Consider the following 16,308-nt stretch of genomic DNA (forward strand, 5'->3'; position numbering starts at 1 on the left):
ATGTATAAACAAACGGGACACTGTGTTGCCGTAGGTATTATGAAGATAGCCACTTAGTCATGTGAAAACAAATTATTTTCTGCTGGCGGCCAGCCGGGTATGAATTGTACCCGGCCCCCGGCCCAGGTAAACAGCATTAAAACAAGACCGTAATTTACTGAAATGAAGAAGACTGTGGTGTATTATTTAAACCAATGCATGCAGTAACGGGAACAGCAAAAAAAAGACTCCGGATGTACCGGAGTCCCCTCTGTTTCCCAGTCCCTACGCTGGCATTATCCAGATCAGGTTGTTGGAGTATTTTCTCAGGTTTAGTTTACTGGTTCTATCCCTTATTCAGAGATATACTTGTTTACTTAAACCACCTCCCTGAAAAACATTTGATCTATAACTAAAAATAATGTGCCAGTAATATCTCCCTCCTGACCAAAATCATTGCAGGTGCATATTGAGGAAATATGTCGTCACTGTACTCAACAAAAATAAATACTGGGGTTTATTTTTTTTATTCATTCAAATGTCGATAGCTTTAATATACCAACAGATCAATTTACCAGCTCACCGTTTGTTTATTTGCTTCGAAACGTTTTATTACTTTTTATTAACTGGGATCAACAATTAACAACAGTAAGGAACAGTTTACGACTATAACGGACAATAACAACCGTTATAGCAACTGTTATACTTATTGAGAACAACGATCAGTGTTTGCAACAATAAAGCAACACAATGCAGTGAGCATTAAAATTGCAGTATATCAGACATTCCATTTACTAACGATTAAACTATTTAATTATGGAAAGAAGAGATCGACAGGGCAGGCGTAATACCGGCCGTCAGTACAATGAAGGAAACCGGGAACGCTATGGCTCGCAAGGAGGCTGGGGACAACAAGGTGAATATGGACAGCAAAGAAGAGGAATGGGAGGTTATGGACAAGGTGAATACGGCAGCCAGCATCAGGGCGGCTGGGGACAACAGGGTGCGTATGGCGGTCAGCAAGGTGGTTGGGGACATCAGGGTGGATACGGCGGTCCGCAAGGCGGCTTTGGTGGAAACCAGGGCTATGGCGGCCAACAAGGTGGCTGGGGCTATCCCGGTTACGGAAACCAGGGCTATGGCCAGCAAGGCGGCTGGGGCGGTGGTTACGGCAACCAGGGTTATGGACAAATGGGCGGCTATGGACAGTATGGACAACAAGGCGAATATGGACAACACAGAGGCGCCTGGGGACAACAGGGTGGTGGTTATGGCAACCAGGGTGGCTATGGCCAGCAATATGGTGGTCAGTTTGACCAGGACTATGACGATAGATACGAAGATGATGATTATGGCAGCCAGATGCAGGGAAGGTATGGCGAAGAAGAAGACTTTGACGAAGATGATGATTATGGTAACCAGATGCAGGGAAGGTATGGCGAAGAAGAAGAGGAATATTATGACGAAGACGAAGATGATTATGGCAGCCAGATGCAGGGCCGTTCGCGCCAGGGCTTCGGCAGCATGAGCCGGGAAAGGGAACGCAGCGGCATAGGTATGGGCAGCCGCCGTTATCAGCATGAAATGGGCGGCATGGGCCAGCAAGGCAATCGTGGCCGTTCATACCGTGAAGAAGAGGATTACGATTACGAAGGTGGCATGTATGGCCGTCAGGGTAGAAGAGGCAGCTCCGACACTTCGCGCCGTGGCTTTGCCAGTTTGCCCAAAAGTGAAGTACGCCAGATAGCCAGCATGGGCGGACGTGCTCGCAGCGGCCAAACAAGCGGCAGCTCGGGACGGGGCCGTTCTTCCAGCAACAAAAGCAGCTCATTTTCCCGTTCACAACGCGGAAAGAGCGGGCAAAGAAGTAAAAGCAGCTCGAGGTAATGAATAGGAAGTAAGAAGTAGGAAGTAGGATGTAAGAAGTATGAAGATCGCAAATAATTGTAAGGCTGAAAATTTCAGACTTTTCTTACCTCCTACTTCTTACTTCAAAAGGTTATGACCTCAATGGTGAACCCATTCACCAAACAATCATTTATTAATAATCACCCACTAAATAATAGTAACATGGCAGCGGTAACAGAAACAGGGAAAAAAGGTAACGGACATACCATAGAATCAGAAACCAGGAAAAAAAGCAGCAGTCAAAGCAGTATAGATGAATCTCCAACCTATTTGCAGAAGTTCTTTCTTGACCAGGTAAAAGATATATATTATGCCGAACAGGAACTGCTGAAAACTTTACCTGAAGTAAAGAGTGTGGCCACTACCGAAGAATTGGAAGACGCCATCGAAGAGCACCACCAGCAAACAAGACGGCATGTGAAAAGATTGGAAAAGATCTTTCACATGATCGGCTCAAGAGCAGAGGGGAAGCGGTGTGAAGCGATGGATGGCCTCATCAAGGAATGCAAAACTATTATCCGCGAAACTGAAGAAAGCACCATGACCCGCGATGCGGCGCTGATCATAGCTTTGCAAAAAATCGAACACTATGAGATCGCTTCTTATGGTGGTTTGGAAGCACTGGCGGTGACCATGGGCCTTGAAAAAGCGGCAGATCTTTTAGACAAAACACTGGCCGAAGAAGAAATGGCCGACCAGCAGTTAACTGATATTGCCGAGAATTTCATCAATGTGGAAGCAGAACACGAAGGCTCCTATAATTGGGATAAAAAGATCTGGGTAGTATAAAGATTAGTTGCCAGTTACCGGTTACCAGTTACCAGGACTTGAATATCGGGCACCCGGCCAATCATTGGGCCCGCCGGATTTTCGCCCGGTAACAGGGAACCGGCAACCGGTAACAGTAACATTGACTATTGGGGATTTCAAATTCATTCCGCAGGTAAATAACATTTTATTGTTGCCCCCTTTCCCGGCTGGGCAATGGCTTGTATAAACCCATCATGCGCTTCCACGATCTTCTTTGCAATGGTAAGTCCCATACCCGAACCATGATACAGGCTTTTGGGATGTAATTTTTCAAACATGATAAAAACCCGGTCGGCATGCACAGGATCAAAGCCGATGCCATTATCAGTAAAAGAAACCTGTACTATTGGTTTATTACTTTGAAACCCGGGTGGCAAATCGGCTGAGTCAATTGCATGGCTGGCAATCCTGATATAGGGCTGATTCCCTTTCTCCTGAAACTTCAGCCCGTTATCAATGAGGTTAACGAACAGGGTTTGCAGCATGTCTTTATAACCGGGTATCAACGGCAAACCGTCTGTTTCAATAACAGCCCCCCTTTCAGTGATCTTTTTTTCCAGCTTTACCAGGGCTTCCCTGTACACTTCGTTCAGGTCAACGTTATTGCGCACCTGTTTGAAACTGTTGATATGACTCAGCGCCCAGATATCATCCAGTAACAGGTTAATTTTATTGATCGATGCCTGAATGCGGCGGATGTTGGCCTTGCCGCCATTCGATAACACCTTTCCTTCCGATTTCACCAGCAATTCAAAGGCAGTATACACATGCCGTAAGGGTTCCTTTATTTCGTTACTGGTGATATAAGTAAAAGTGGCCATTTCGGTAGTGACGGTTTCCAGTTGACGATATTGCTGTGCCAGCGCCTCATTCACTTCCTGCAATCTCTTTTCCGCTTTTACCCGCCCGGCTACATCATGCATGATATTCATAACGCTCTTTACCTTGCCCGCTTCATTGGTGAGAGGAATAAAATGGTTTTCATAATTTTCCCGGTTAAACAAGCCGGTACGGGCCGGAACAAAAGTTTTATAGCCCCTGAATGCAGATTGAATGGCGTCAATCATCTCTGGATCTTCCTTTAATTGCGCAAATACCTGCAGCAAAGATTTGCCAATGATATCATCTTTATGTATTCCGGTAATTAAAGCCGCCGTTTTGTTCCAGGCGATCACGCACCATTGCTCATCGATAGCCATAACCCGGTCAATACTGTTATCGGTTAGCAATTCATACAAATCAGGGTGGGATGTTTGCTGAAAAGCCGCTTTACGCATAGAAGTAAGTTTACTGTTAAAGTCAGCATTGTCAACTTCCAAGGGTTAAAAAAGAACCTGGGTCATTAATTTAAATAACCTGTTCAAACACTCTTAATCCAATATTAAGGTACACCTTTTGATGCAAAAAATAATCAAACCATTACCTGATGGATATCATCATTGAAACGCCCAAAGGAAGCCGCCAGAAATATACATATGATAAAAGCTTACAATTGTTTAGATTGAAAAAAGTATTGCCGCCCGGGCTCGTATTTCCATTTGATTTTGGTTTTATTCCCGGCACAAAGGGTGAAGATGGAGACCCGCTAGATATTATGGTACTTTCAGAATACCAGGGGTTTCCCGGCTGTGTAATGGATGTACGACTGGTGGGCTGTTTACAGGCCACACAGGTTGCCGGCAAAAAACCTTATCGTAATGACCGGTTTATCGGGATACTTGAACAAAGCACGGTCTACGACCGCATCACGTCGCTTGAAGAATTATCCACCGAATTAATTGACAGCATCAAATTGTTCTTCTCTACCTATCTGCAGGCCGAAGGGAAAACCGTTCAATGGGAGGCTGACTTGAACACGTTGCAGGCGATGGAATTAGTTAAAGGCAAATAGTTCACAGTTTAAAGTTCCTGATAAAAAACTGTGAACTTTGAACTTTAAACTTTAAACTAAATAACTTACTTAATTGCCTTTTCTATTCTCGAAAAATTTATTCCAACACTGTGAAATTCTGGTTGCGAACGCAAACGCTCTTTTTCATTAAAACCACAGGCCACTGCTTTTAACAGATCGTTTTCGGCGCCCTTTACTTCGTTTTTCCTTGCCTGTAAGATGGCAGAAAAATACCAGGCTTCGCTGTTGGTGGGGTCGGCCATTTTATACAGGTTCACAAAATATTGCGCGGGCTCATTCTGGTTGTTTTTTATCAGCTGGTTGCTGTACGAATAAAAAGCCAGTGATAAATAGGCCAGTAAACGCTGGTACATGGCGCCATCGGCAGTTTGGGCTTTGGCTTTTGCCTGCAGGTCGTCGATCGTCTTCGTCCAGTAATTCATATCGCCCTGCTGAAACTGTTGCATATACTGGCTTTTGATCTGCTGTTCCTTTTCAAGCAACTGTTGTTTCGCCTGCAGTTGATGCTGGTAAGCCGGTTTACTGGTAATAGCAGCAGATTGCTGTTCAAACCAGCTGCTTTCATTCGATATTCCCTTCAGCAGGTTGATGGCCAGGGTGCATTGCGCCACCGCCTGCACCAGTTTGTTTTCTTTGTTGCTTTTTTCAACAGCATTTTTGCTGGAACCGGTAAAACTATTGATCAGCGCTTCATTCACCGGCAGCCCTTTATTGCGCATGGCATCGAACTGAAAACCGGTAAAGGCTTCGTTCATCGTTGCTTCGGGCGCCCATTCGTGTTTGCCATTGAATAAGAGAATGCGGTGTGGGGTAGAAGTTTTATCAAATGCGGCATTGATGGCTACCAGCTCGGTCATATTCATATCACCTTCACCGGCAATGGCGGTAAAGCTGAACCCGTAATTATCGGCCGGAGCACCATCGGGCAAACCGGCACTGTTGGCAATAACCCCTTTTATTTCGGGATGTTGTAAGGCCACATAGCCGGCCACCTTGGCGCCGCCCGAAAACCCGGCTGTATATATTCGTTGAGGATCTATGTTCAGTCTTCTCCTGGTATCAGCAGAAAGGGCCTGCCAGGTCGCTTCTGCCTGGTCCCAGCTATTCCCGTTCTTTGAGTTATTACTTCCCACCAAAATAAAACCATAACTATTGGCCAGTTGCTGGTATTTGCGCAGGGGTAATGAACCGCTCGCATGCGGATCAAAAAAATAGACTATTGGTAATGGTGTCTTATTTTGCACAGCAGGTATGTACAGGGCATACGACTGGGTGGCATTGCCCGTACAGGGCACGGTATCGATCAGCTTTCCAATTGGAAAAGAATCGGGCGATGCAGCAGAGGTGGCTATAACGGTATCCTTTGCAATACTATCCGTTCGTTTGGGATTGCGGTTATCGCCGGCACATGATTGCGTGCAAAGTATGACCAGAAATAAAACAACAAACCGGTGCAATTTCATAGACGAACAAGTTATTCAGTTCGTAAGTTAGTAAGTTCTTTAATTAAACACAATAACTTACTAACTGAATAACTCAGTAACTAACCACTATTTCTTCAGGTGTTTTCTCAGCTCCGGCGCCACTTTAGTTCCCAATAATTCAATGGCCCGCATCACTTTACTATGCGGCATGGTGCCCACACTGATGTGTAATAAAAACCGGGTGAGGCCCAGCAACTCCTGTTCATACAATATCTTTTCCGTTACTTCCTGCGCACTGCCCACCAGCAGTGCACCACGTTTGCTGCGCATATTTTCAAACGCCTGGCGCGACATCGGTTGCCAGCCACGTTCCTTGCCCAACTGCGTCATTACATACTGGTACGAAGGGAAAAATTCATCGGCCGCCTGTTGCGAGGTATCGGCTATATAGCCATGTGAGTGCACCGCCAATTGCAGCTTGCTTTCATCATGACCGGCTTTTTTATAAGTGTTTCTATATAAGTCGGCCAATGGCACAAAATGCTCCGGACTGCCCCCAATGATCGCCATGGCAAGCGGTAAACCCAAAGTAGCGGCCCGCGTCACTGAATTGGGAGTGCCGCCAACTGCTATCCATACCGGTAATTGATCATGAAAAGGCCTTGGATACACGCCCTGGTTTTGAATGGGCGAGCGAAACTTGCCCCGCCAGTTCACCTTTTCACTTTTATTGATCTGTAGCAGCAGATCGAGCTTTTCGGCAAACAGTTCATCATAATCGTTGAGGTTGTAACCAAACAGCGGGAACGATTCAATAAAGGAACCCCGGCCGGCCATGATCTCGGCCCGGCCATCACTCAACAGGTCAACCGTGGCAAAATCCTGGAACACCCGTACGGGATCAGCGGAGCTTAATACGGTCACTGCGCTGGAAAGCTTTATATTTTTTGTTTTGGCCGCTGCAGCAGCCAGGATAACAGCAGGGGAGGAAGCGATAAAATCGGGCCGGTGGTGTTCGCCAACGGCAAATACATCGAGCCCAACCTGTTCCATTAACTCCACTTCTTCCATCAGGTCGCGCATGCGCTGATGCTGCGAAATGCTTTTGCCCGTAGCGGTATCGGGCGTTAATTCAACGAAAGTACTGACACCTATTTCCATATAAATTGATTCTCCTATGATTGATATAGCAATTGTTATTCGTGAATGGTGAAGGCAATGGGCAAATTATTCCGGTGGTGCAGGATTGGTCATTATTTTCAAAATTCGCGAGCTATTCACCATTGACCATTCACCATTGACCATTGCCCATTCACCCCCATACAACCAAAAGTATGGCAAATAAGTTCAACATACCCACTATACTCCATGTAAGCGATCTCACCCCCGAACAAAAGCAACCGATTGCGGGAGATTGTTTTAATTAATGCTAAAATCTTACATTCACGCCATGAAACGAATTGCATTCGCTATTACCAGCTTACTCCTGTCAACCGGTTGTTTATTGGCACAAACCGCCACCACTGGCACGGGCCATTACCAACCCGCCGCACAGAATATAGCAGCCCGCCAACAATACCAGGTCGATAAATTCGGGATGTTCATTCATTGGGGACTCTCGAGCATGCTGGCCGATGGCGAATGGGTAATGAATAACCGGAATATTAAAGTGGTTGATTATACCCGCCTGCTGCGCGCTTTCAACCCCGTTGATTTCAATGCCGCACAATGGGTGGCCACGGCAAAGAACGCCGGCATGAAATACATTGTTTTCATTACCCGCCACCACGATGGGTATTCAAACTGGGACACCAAATATTCCGACTGGAAAATAACCAATACGCCCTATGGTAAAGATGTGCTGAAAATGCTTGCTGAAGAATGTAAAAAACAGGGCATCAAACTGGGGCTTTATTATTCCCTGCTCGACTGGTACCGCACCGATTATCCCAGGGAAACCGGTCGCACCGGCCAGGGTACGGGTAGAACCGGAAAAAGCGATTATGCCTCGTATTTGCAATTCATGAAGAACCAGCTTACCGAACTGCTCACCAATTATGGCGATATCATGTGCATCTGGTTCGATGGTCATTGGGACCAAACCAATCCCGAAGGCCAGGCCGACCGTTCTTCACGCATTGACTGGAAGTACGACGAGATCTATAGCCTCATTCATAAATTGCAGCCGCAATGTATGATCGGCAATAACCATCATTTATCGCCTATAGATGGGGAAGATTTTCAAATGTTCGAACGCGACCTGCCGGGCGAAAATAAATCGGGCCTCAGCTTTCAAAAGGCATCTGCCCTGCCGCTCGAGACCTGCGAAACAACCAATGGCGCCTGGGGATATAACATCACCGACCGCAATTACAAATCAGTAAAGCAGGTAGTGCAATTGCTGGTGGGCGCAGCCGGCCGCGATGCCAATCTGTTGCTGAACGTAGGGCCCATGCCTACCGGATTGATACAATCAGAATTTACCGATACACTGGCCGGGGCAGGGAAGTGGCTGCAGCAATATGGCGAAAGCGTGTATGGCACCCGGGGCGGCCCCCTGTCACCACAACCCTGGGGTGTAACCACCCAAAAGGGAAAGCTCATCTATCTGCATTTGTTCAAAGCGCCCGAAAGCAACAGCATTGAAATACCCGATGCAAAGCTCAAAATAAAGTCGGCCAAACTGCTGGGCAGCAATACGCCGGTAAAGTTCACCAAACAAAAAACCGGAATTACTATTTCAACAGAAGGTATAACAATAGATGGGCCCGATACGATCATTGTGCTGGAAGCTAGCTAGTAAGATGTACCCTGGCTGAACAGGTTAATGCTGTTCACCTCACAGGTTAGCCCGTTTCACACCATCCCCAGCACGCCGGCGCCACCAACGTATTTAACCATTTCAATATGGCCGTTTGGCATATTGCCAAAGGCAATGCCAATGCCCAGTATACAACTGTAGGCATCCAGGCTGATCGCTTCTTTAAATTCCTTTCTCAGCGATGTAAGGCTGGCAAATATGGTGAATGCGGGTGATTGTGGTCTGTTTCCCGGAACTTGCAAAAACTCCAGCGTACTTCTTTTCCTGCTTTATTCACGTACCCTTTAGGATCATAGAACATATCCTGGATTATACCGAATACGGCAATGAACTTATACCAGGAGTAATTGCCAGGCACGAAAAAGTTTACCCCCGGTATCAATGCAGGTATAGTAACAGCACCCATCAATGTTTCTTTCGACAACGTATATTCCAGTGGGTTAGCAATAATGGTATTGAATGGCGTGCGGCGGTTGAGATTAAAGCCCTGCATCAGGCCCGGATTTTTGGAGAGCTCAATACTGCGTTGCCCATGCTCACTTTCTGTATCCAGCGCCTGTATGGGTATAAATAGGGAATTGAGCGGACCGGCAATGTTATAATCACCCAAATATTTCAACGGGCGCAAGGCGTCCATAACCTGGCGGGTAATTTTAGCCCTTCCGCCAAATTCACTATTGTTCCTGCGGGTGGCGGCAAAAGAAGGCTTTGTTTTTATTTGCCTTTTGGTAGGCCCCCCTTTTGTTCGCACAACCGGTTTATCAAGTCCTCTGACATTATAGATAGAGAGATTGCCTACAGAACCTGTAAAGGTGGAGTTTGGATTGAATTTTCCCATACTGGTTGGTTTAATGGTGATAAAAAGCCCGGCCCTAAAGCCCTGGCGTGACCGAAAAAACATATTGTAATTTACGAAAATACCTGTATCTTCGGTTTAACGTGCAGGTTAACTATATTTTACACATTACACCTGACGTATATACCACACATTAATTCCGCCTGGAATTGCCCCCTTCGTTTACTTCAATTTATTACCTAAGCTTTACCCCCGCATCAACACCGGAAGCGTACCTGCTTCGTATTAGCTTCGCATCGGCTTCGCTATTATTACATACTTATCGGCTACCTGTTTAGCAAATATGCCGAACATGTCCCGTTCTTTTAAAGGAACGGCTTATATACGGCACATATACGAGACATGTACGGAATAAATACGGGAAACAGGCGAAGCCGGTACGAAGCATGGGCGAAGCAAAGCCGGTCCCGGTTACAACCCGGGATAAAGAATAAGTAATAAAAAGGGAAATAATAGAAAGAGGAAAGACGGCGGCCCATACTCAACTTTTTGGGCCTTTTGGAGGTGCTCACAAAGAGCATGAAGCTTAAAGAATGGTCAATTAAAGATACGTTTTATTCGCCCAATCACATTCAATTTATATCTCATTTGTTAAGAATATTTCCATCCCAACTAAACCTTCCTGTAACAAAATGATCGAAGCCGCAACCTATTACGCATATAAACCAGAAAGCAATACATCAGGACTAAGGTAAGTAGGTATTGTTGATAAGTTCATATTGCTTTGCTGTTAAATACATTTTATTTGCATGCTTATTCAATTGGAACATTTAAACCTCAATTTTTTTTATGAAAAGAGTAATTACCCTCTCTCTTATTGCGACTGTCCTTGTGTTCTCGGCCTGTAAAGGTGGTAAAAAAGAAGAGACCAGCGAAGCAACCGGTTCTACCCAACAAACTTCCGGCAGCGAAGAAAAAAAGCCTGCAGCCAATCAGCCCAAAGAATACAAAGTGACCATCACACCTGATTCTGCTATTTTAGGTAAAAAGAAAGAAGCCCTGGTAAAAGTGACCGGCGCCACAGCCATGGCATTAACCGATGCCGATGGTAAAGATAATGGTATTGAAGTATCGTTCAAGCTTACCCTCACCAATAAAAACAAGATCGGCGAAGGCTACAGTATCCATGTTGATTATACTAATTCCCGGTTGAAATTAGACAACGGTACCACCATCACCCACGATTCAGGTACCGATTATTTGCGGGCAGAACCCGAAGCCACTTCAAAAGAAGAAACCTGGACGTATAAAATTCCTGCCGGCGCCAAACCAACTGAATTGAACCTGTTCATGGACGAAACCCGTGTTTCAGTAGGAGTGAGCCTGAGCGAGAAATAATTTTGCATACAACTTGAAGTAAAGCCGCCCCGAATTCCGGGGCGGCTTTTATATTTTTTCATGCGCCAACAGGTTGGTGCAATCCCTTTCATCGATGATCCTGAAACCCTTGTAGCCAGGGCCGTATAAAGAACCTTTTGTGGAAATTATAAGGCCGTAGTTTTTTCACTTACCGCCTTTTTATAGAACCGTTCATACACCGCCTTGTCCAGTTCTTCCCGGTGATCGGGATGCGCCAGGTTGATCAACGCCTGCGCCCGCTGTTTCAGGTTCTTACCAAACAAATCGGTGATCCCGTATTCCGTAACTACCCAATGTACATGCCCCCGCGTGGTAACCACGCCGGCGCCTTCTTTTAAAAAGGGCACAATGCGTGAGATGCCTTTTGAAGTAGTGGAAGGCAGGGCAATAATGGCTTTCCCATCCTGCGACAAAGAAGCGCCATGCATAAAATCCATTTGTCCGCCAATGCCCGAATACTGATAGGTACCAATAGAATCGGCGCATATTTGTCCGGTAAGATCAATTTCCAGCGCGCTATTGATGGCCGTGGCCCTCGGGTTCTGGCGAATGATGCTTGTATCGTTCACATATTCTATAGCCATGACGCGAATGGCGGGATTGTCGTTCACAAAATCGTACAGGGCGCGCGTTCCCGCTATAAAACCCGTTACCGACCGGCCTACATTCAGCTTTTTACGCCTGTTATTGATGATGCCCTGTTCTATCAAAGGAATTACACCATCGCTCAACATTTCGGTATGTACGCCCAGGTCTTTATGGCCGGTGAGGTTCTTCAACACCTGGTCGGGGATATTACCAATGCCCATTTGCAGCGTGGCCCCGTCTTCGATAAGGGAAGCTACATTTTTTCCGATCTGTTCAATAGCACTGTTCACTTTGCCGGCATAATTCACTTCGGGCAACGCGCATTCATGTTCTACCAGCAGGTCAATTTTATCAATATGAATAAATCCATCGCCATGGGTGCGGGGCATTTGCGGGTTTACCTGCGCAATGATGATGCGGGCAGTATCAACCGCGGCACGGGCAATATCCACTGAAGTTCCGAGGGTACAAAACCCATGCCGGTCGGGCGGCGATACCTGAATTAATGCCACATCAATGGGTAGAATATTTCGTTTAAACAATTGTGGTATCTGGCTTAAAAAAACCGGTACATAATCGCCCTGCTCACTGTTCACTACGTTGCGCACGTTGGCCGACACAAAAAGGGAATTAAAGAAAAAGCTGTTCCGGTATTCGCGCCTGCCAAAATCAATATCGCCCAGGGTGGTGATGCTTACGAGTTCTACATTGCGTAGTTCGGTATAGCGGTGTTGCAATGCTTTTATCAGGTGTAATGGGGTAGCGGCGCTTCCATGTAAAAATACCCGTTGATCACTCTGTATAACTTTTACGGCTTCTGCTGCGGTACAATATTTTGCTGTTGTCATAAATGCCTGTTTACGGATACAAGATTACAACGGCGGCCAATTGTTTAAACTGATTATTGTCAGGTCAACCTGTGAAAAAGATCAGCCGGGTTAGCAGCAATTTGAAAAGTAGCCGGGTTTGGATGACCGGACATTATACGAAAAACGTTCCGCAATACCGGGCCTTTTTTTTGCGCTATATAAAAACACGCAATCAATAAATTTAGGCTATTTTTAGCCCCATTTTTTATGCCGGCAAAAAACCTGGAAATAAGAACAGTGAACGTAACCCGTTACGTAACGCCCCTGCGCGAGGGCGGTTCACTACCCGCCATTGCAGAAGCAGATGACGGCTTTATGTATGTGCTGAAATTCAGGGGAGCAGGGCAGGGGATAAAAGCGCTGATCGCCGAATTGATCGGTGGCGAAATAGCGCGTACCCTGGGGCTGAAAGTTCCCGAGCTCGTATTCGCCAACCTCGACACCGCTTTCGGCCGTACAGAACCCGATGAAGAAATACAGGACCTGTTAAAAGCAAGTGTTGGACAGAACCTGGCCCTGCATTATTTATCGGGCGCCATTACTTTTGACCCCGCAGTTACCAAAGTAGCAGCAAGGCTGGCTTCGCAAATAGTGTGGCTCGATTGTTTACTGATGAATGTTGACCGCACGGCACGCAACACGAATATGCTCATCTGGCATAAAGAACTTTGGCTCATCGACCATGGGGCTACTTTATATTTCCATCATTCCTGGAACAACTGGAAAGAACAGGCATTAAAACCATTTGCGCAGGTAAAAGACCATGTGTTATTGCCACAGGCAACACAACTGGCCGAAGTGGATGCCGAATACAAAGCAATATTGACAGAAGAACGCATTCGCGCCATTGTTGCGCTGCTGCCCGATGAGTGGCTGGCAACCGATGAACAGGAAGCAACTATTGCCGAACGCCGCCAGGTGTACGCCGATTTTTTAATAACCCGAATAGCATCGTCACACATTTTTGTAAAAGAAGCCCAACATGCAGGAAAAATACTTATTTGAGTACGCCGTTATTCGTATTGTGCCGCGGGTAGAACGGGAAGAATTCTGCAATGTGGGCATTATTTTGTTCAGCAAGGAGAAAAAATTCCTTGGCGCCATGCACACCGTAAATGAAACCCGGCTGAAAGCCCTCGATGAAAAAGCCGATATCGACGAAATACAGGCTTATTTGCTGGCATTTGAAAAGATCTGTGCGGGCGCTAAAGACGGCGGCCCCATTGCACAGCTCGATATGCCTTCGCGTTTCAGGTGGCTCACCGCACAACGCAGCACTATTTTGCAAACTTCACGCGTGCATCCGGGTTTTTGTGCCAACCCGCAGGAGGCGTTAAAACGCCTGCACGAACAATTGGTATTGTAATTTGTGGCAGCAACAATTCTTAGGATAATAATTCGTTAATCAACAGGTAATTTTAACAATACGATCCAATATCCTTCATGGCATAGAGTTTGCTCAACACGGTGCATATTTCTATGCTGTTAAAACCAGTTTTGCATGAAATTTCCACTGCCGTCATATGAAGAACAACGCACAGTAAGTGCAACTTTCCCTGCCAGTTATCCCCAATTTTACGAAGTGGTGTTTACCAACGTTCGTATGACAATTATCATTTTGAAATCATTTTTTAAATGGGGGTTCTTTAACATTTCTTTCTTTACCTTTGCCCCGCTCAAAAATCAGACGTATTAAACCCCGCTGGAAATAAAAAGGCTCTCCTGGTAGCAGCATTTTTGATTTGTAGTTAAAGTTGATACAAAAACAATTTTTCGCATTACTATGCATAAAGTAACCTTTAATAATAAGAACAAGAGCTTTTTCAATACGCTGAAATCAAACGTTGATCAATATTTTGCTACAGCGCAAATAAAAAAGACCGGTAATTGGGGACTGTATTCCAAAACAGCCATTTTAGCGCCCGGGGCCATACTTATTTATGCGCTCCTGATCTTAATACCCGCTATGCCTGCCGTTTTGGCTATTTTACTGTGCTGCTTATTGGGATTCGTTTTAGCAAGTATCGGTTTTAATGTAATGCACGATGCCTGTCATGGCAGCTATTCAAGCAAAGGCTGGGTAAACGACACCATGGCCCTGAGCTCGAATTTACTGGGCGGCAACACTTATATCTGGAAATTCAAACATAATATCGTTCACCATACCTATACCAACATCGACGGGGTAGATGATGACATTGCGCTGAGCCCGTTGATGCGCCAGTGCGAAACCCAGAAATGGCTTCCGCCACACCGCTACCAGCACATATATGGCTTTCTTCTATATGCCTTTACTTCACTGGCCTGGTTCTTTGTAATGGATTTTACCAAATATTTTAACCAGAAAGTGCATACTACCCCCATGACGAAGATGGATTTCAAGGAACATGTGATCTTTTGGGTAAGCAAAGCTTTATATGCAGCTTTTTTTATTGTGATCCCCATCTATCAATTAGGCTGGATGCCCTGGTTGTTTGGTTTTATTGCCCTGAACCTGACCCTGGGTTTAACCCTGGCGGTGGTATTTCAGCTGGCGCATGTGGTGGAGCATACTGAATTCGTTCATTATGATCACCAGGACGACATGAAAATCGAGAACGAATGGGCTATTCACCAGGTAAAAACAACAGCCAATTTCGCTCCCCGCAATAAATTTATCTCCTGGTATGTGGGCGGACTGAACTACCAGGTTGAACACCACCTGTTCCCCCGCATCAGCCATATACATTATCCGGCCATCAACCGCATTGTAAAACAAACCTGCCAGCAGTTCAACATCGGTTACAATGAGTTCCCGACCATGCAGGCGGCCATTGCCTCGCATTACCGAATGATTCGTGAGTTGGGGAAGAAACCAATTTAATTGCAGGTATAATTTCAGATTTCAAGTAACAGTAACCGGTTACCAGTTTCCGGTTACCAGGAATACAATTAGTAGTTCCGATTTTCAGCCCCGGTAACCGGGACCCGGAAACCGGCAACTGGTTCATTTTGCATTCTCACCAATTTTTAGCTATTCTCCAATTGTGTAACTTAGAGCATGTTTTCAGATGACAAATGGCTGCTGATACGCAATTACGACCTGTGGGCGCATTTAACCGATGAAGAGTATGATGAGCTGAACATCGTACACAACTTTATTGAGGCCCGTAAAGGCGATTATATTTACTTTGAAGCTTTTCATCACAACAAACTGTACTTCGTAAAGGAAGGCTATATTCGCATAGGCTATATTGACAACAGCGGCCGTGAAGTGATCAGGGAGATCATTCAGAAAGGCGAGCTGTTCGGACAAATAACCCTCGAAAAAAGCAGCCTGAACGGCGAGTTTGCCCAGGCCTATAAAAGCGAAGTAAGCCTTTGCGCCTTCTCCATCGAAGACTTTCAAAAGCTGCTGCAGAAAAAGCCGGCCCTGGCGCTTAAATACAGCAAACAGGTAGGTTCCAAACTCAGACACATCGAAAACAGGTTGCTTAACCTGCTGAACAGGGACGTAAAGACCCGCCTGCAGCATTTTTTATTGCAGCTGGCGCAAAAACACGCCGGTGCTTCCGCCAATTCCATTTGTATTCCCAATTATCTTACCCACGAAGACATTGCCAACCTCATAGGATCGAGCCGCCAAACCGTTACCACCCTTATCAATGAGCTGGCCACAGAAGGATTGATCACCTACAATCGCAATGAGATCTGTTTTCCCGATGTTAAAAAAATACAAAACCACGGCGATGTCGTATAGCCGACAGACGAGCCGAACCAGGCCGTGTAGTTTTGATTACTGA

Annotated in this window: 15 protein-coding genes and 1 riboswitch; of the genes, 10 read left to right on the top strand and 5 right to left on the bottom strand. The window is 45.8% G+C overall.

Going from position 1 to position 16,308, the window contains the following annotated elements:
- Positions 1 to 244 precede the first annotated feature (244 nt).
- A riboswitch (TPP riboswitch) is annotated at positions 245 to 379 on the bottom strand.
- Positions 380 to 795: 416 nt separating this feature from the next.
- Entirely contained in the window at positions 796 to 1,866 is a 1,071-nt protein-coding gene (locus tag A3860_RS19615; protein ID WP_081148807.1) for a KGG domain-containing protein, read from the top strand.
- Positions 1,867 to 2,049: 183 nt separating this feature from the next.
- Positions 2,050 to 2,676 carry a YciE/YciF ferroxidase family protein gene (locus tag A3860_RS19620; RefSeq protein ID WP_081149114.1) on the top strand — a complete coding sequence of 209 codons (627 nt, stop codon included), beginning with the start codon at positions 2,050 to 2,052 and terminating at the stop codon, positions 2,674 to 2,676.
- Positions 2,677 to 2,819: 143 nt separating this feature from the next.
- Here the strand turns inward: A3860_RS19620 and A3860_RS19625 are convergent, their stop codons facing one another.
- Positions 2,820 to 3,974, bottom strand: coding sequence for a sensor histidine kinase (locus tag A3860_RS19625; protein ID WP_081148809.1), 1,155 nt, complete (start codon positions 3,972 to 3,974; stop codon positions 2,820 to 2,822).
- Between the two features lie 149 nt (positions 3,975 to 4,123).
- Between A3860_RS19625 and A3860_RS19630 the strand changes: the two genes are divergently transcribed.
- Complete coding sequence (locus A3860_RS19630) at positions 4,124 to 4,588, top strand: inorganic diphosphatase (RefSeq protein WP_081148811.1); 465 nt, start codon at positions 4,124 to 4,126, stop codon at positions 4,586 to 4,588.
- 65 nt (positions 4,589 to 4,653) lie between these two features.
- Here the strand turns inward: A3860_RS19630 and A3860_RS19635 are convergent, their stop codons facing one another.
- Both A3860_RS19635 and A3860_RS19640 read right to left on the bottom strand, forming a co-directional pair.
- Positions 4,654 to 6,072 carry a hypothetical protein gene (locus A3860_RS19635; RefSeq protein WP_081148813.1) on the bottom strand — a complete coding sequence of 473 codons (1,419 nt, stop codon included), beginning with the start codon at positions 6,070 to 6,072 and terminating at the stop codon, positions 4,654 to 4,656.
- 87 nt (positions 6,073 to 6,159) lie between these two features.
- Entirely contained in the window at positions 6,160 to 7,194 is a 1,035-nt protein-coding gene (locus A3860_RS19640) for an LLM class flavin-dependent oxidoreductase (RefSeq protein WP_081148816.1), read from the bottom strand.
- A 289-nt stretch (positions 7,195 to 7,483) separates the two neighbouring features.
- Between A3860_RS19640 and A3860_RS19645 the strand changes: the two genes are divergently transcribed.
- The gene (locus A3860_RS19645) at positions 7,484 to 8,833 is read left to right on the top strand and encodes an alpha-L-fucosidase (protein WP_081148818.1); all 1,350 of its coding nucleotides are present in this window, start codon (positions 7,484 to 7,486) and stop codon (positions 8,831 to 8,833) included.
- Positions 8,834 to 9,029: 196 nt separating this feature from the next.
- On the opposite strand, the gene A3860_RS19650 is transcribed toward A3860_RS19645, so the two are convergent.
- Complete coding sequence (locus A3860_RS19650; RefSeq protein WP_143774190.1) at positions 9,030 to 9,692, bottom strand: hypothetical protein; 663 nt, start codon at positions 9,690 to 9,692, stop codon at positions 9,030 to 9,032.
- 807 nt (positions 9,693 to 10,499) lie between these two features.
- On the opposite strand from A3860_RS19650, the gene A3860_RS19655 reads away from it, so the two are divergent.
- Positions 10,500 to 11,048 (top strand): hypothetical protein, encoded by a 549-nt coding sequence (locus A3860_RS19655; RefSeq protein WP_081148822.1) that lies wholly within the window; start codon positions 10,500 to 10,502, stop codon positions 11,046 to 11,048.
- Between the two features lie 146 nt (positions 11,049 to 11,194).
- Here the strand turns inward: A3860_RS19655 and A3860_RS19660 are convergent, their stop codons facing one another.
- Positions 11,195 to 12,505 carry an acetyl-CoA hydrolase/transferase family protein gene (locus tag A3860_RS19660; protein ID WP_081148824.1) on the bottom strand — a complete coding sequence of 437 codons (1,311 nt, stop codon included), beginning with the start codon at positions 12,503 to 12,505 and terminating at the stop codon, positions 11,195 to 11,197.
- A 228-nt stretch (positions 12,506 to 12,733) separates the two neighbouring features.
- Here A3860_RS19660 and A3860_RS19665 point away from each other — a divergent pair, with 228 nt between their 5' ends.
- The 5 genes from A3860_RS19665 to A3860_RS19685 all read left to right on the top strand — a co-directional run bounded on the left by A3860_RS19665 (position 12,734) and on the right by A3860_RS19685 (position 16,265).
- On the top strand, positions 12,734 to 13,531 hold the full coding sequence (locus A3860_RS19665) for a HipA family kinase (RefSeq protein WP_081148826.1): 798 nt from the start codon (positions 12,734 to 12,736) through the stop codon (positions 13,529 to 13,531).
- Positions 13,509 to 13,892, top strand: a complete 384-nt coding sequence (locus A3860_RS19670) for a DUF3037 domain-containing protein (protein WP_081148828.1) — start codon at positions 13,509 to 13,511, stop codon at positions 13,890 to 13,892. Before A3860_RS19665 ends, A3860_RS19670 begins: the two co-directional genes overlap by 23 nt.
- Before the next feature lie 135 nt (positions 13,893 to 14,027).
- Entirely contained in the window at positions 14,028 to 14,222 is a 195-nt protein-coding gene (locus A3860_RS19675) for a hypothetical protein (RefSeq protein WP_081148830.1), read from the top strand.
- 87 nt (positions 14,223 to 14,309) lie between these two features.
- Entirely contained in the window at positions 14,310 to 15,389 is a 1,080-nt protein-coding gene (locus A3860_RS19680; RefSeq protein WP_081148832.1) for a fatty acid desaturase family protein, read from the top strand.
- 177 nt (positions 15,390 to 15,566) lie between these two features.
- Positions 15,567 to 16,265, top strand: a complete 699-nt coding sequence (locus A3860_RS19685; RefSeq protein ID WP_081148834.1) for a Crp/Fnr family transcriptional regulator — start codon at positions 15,567 to 15,569, stop codon at positions 16,263 to 16,265.
- The last annotated feature ends 43 nt before the right edge of the window (positions 16,266 to 16,308 follow it).

It is taken from the genome of Niastella vici, assembly GCF_002077945.1.
In the GTDB taxonomy this organism is placed as follows: Bacteria; Bacteroidota; Bacteroidia; order Chitinophagales; family Chitinophagaceae; genus Niastella; species Niastella vici.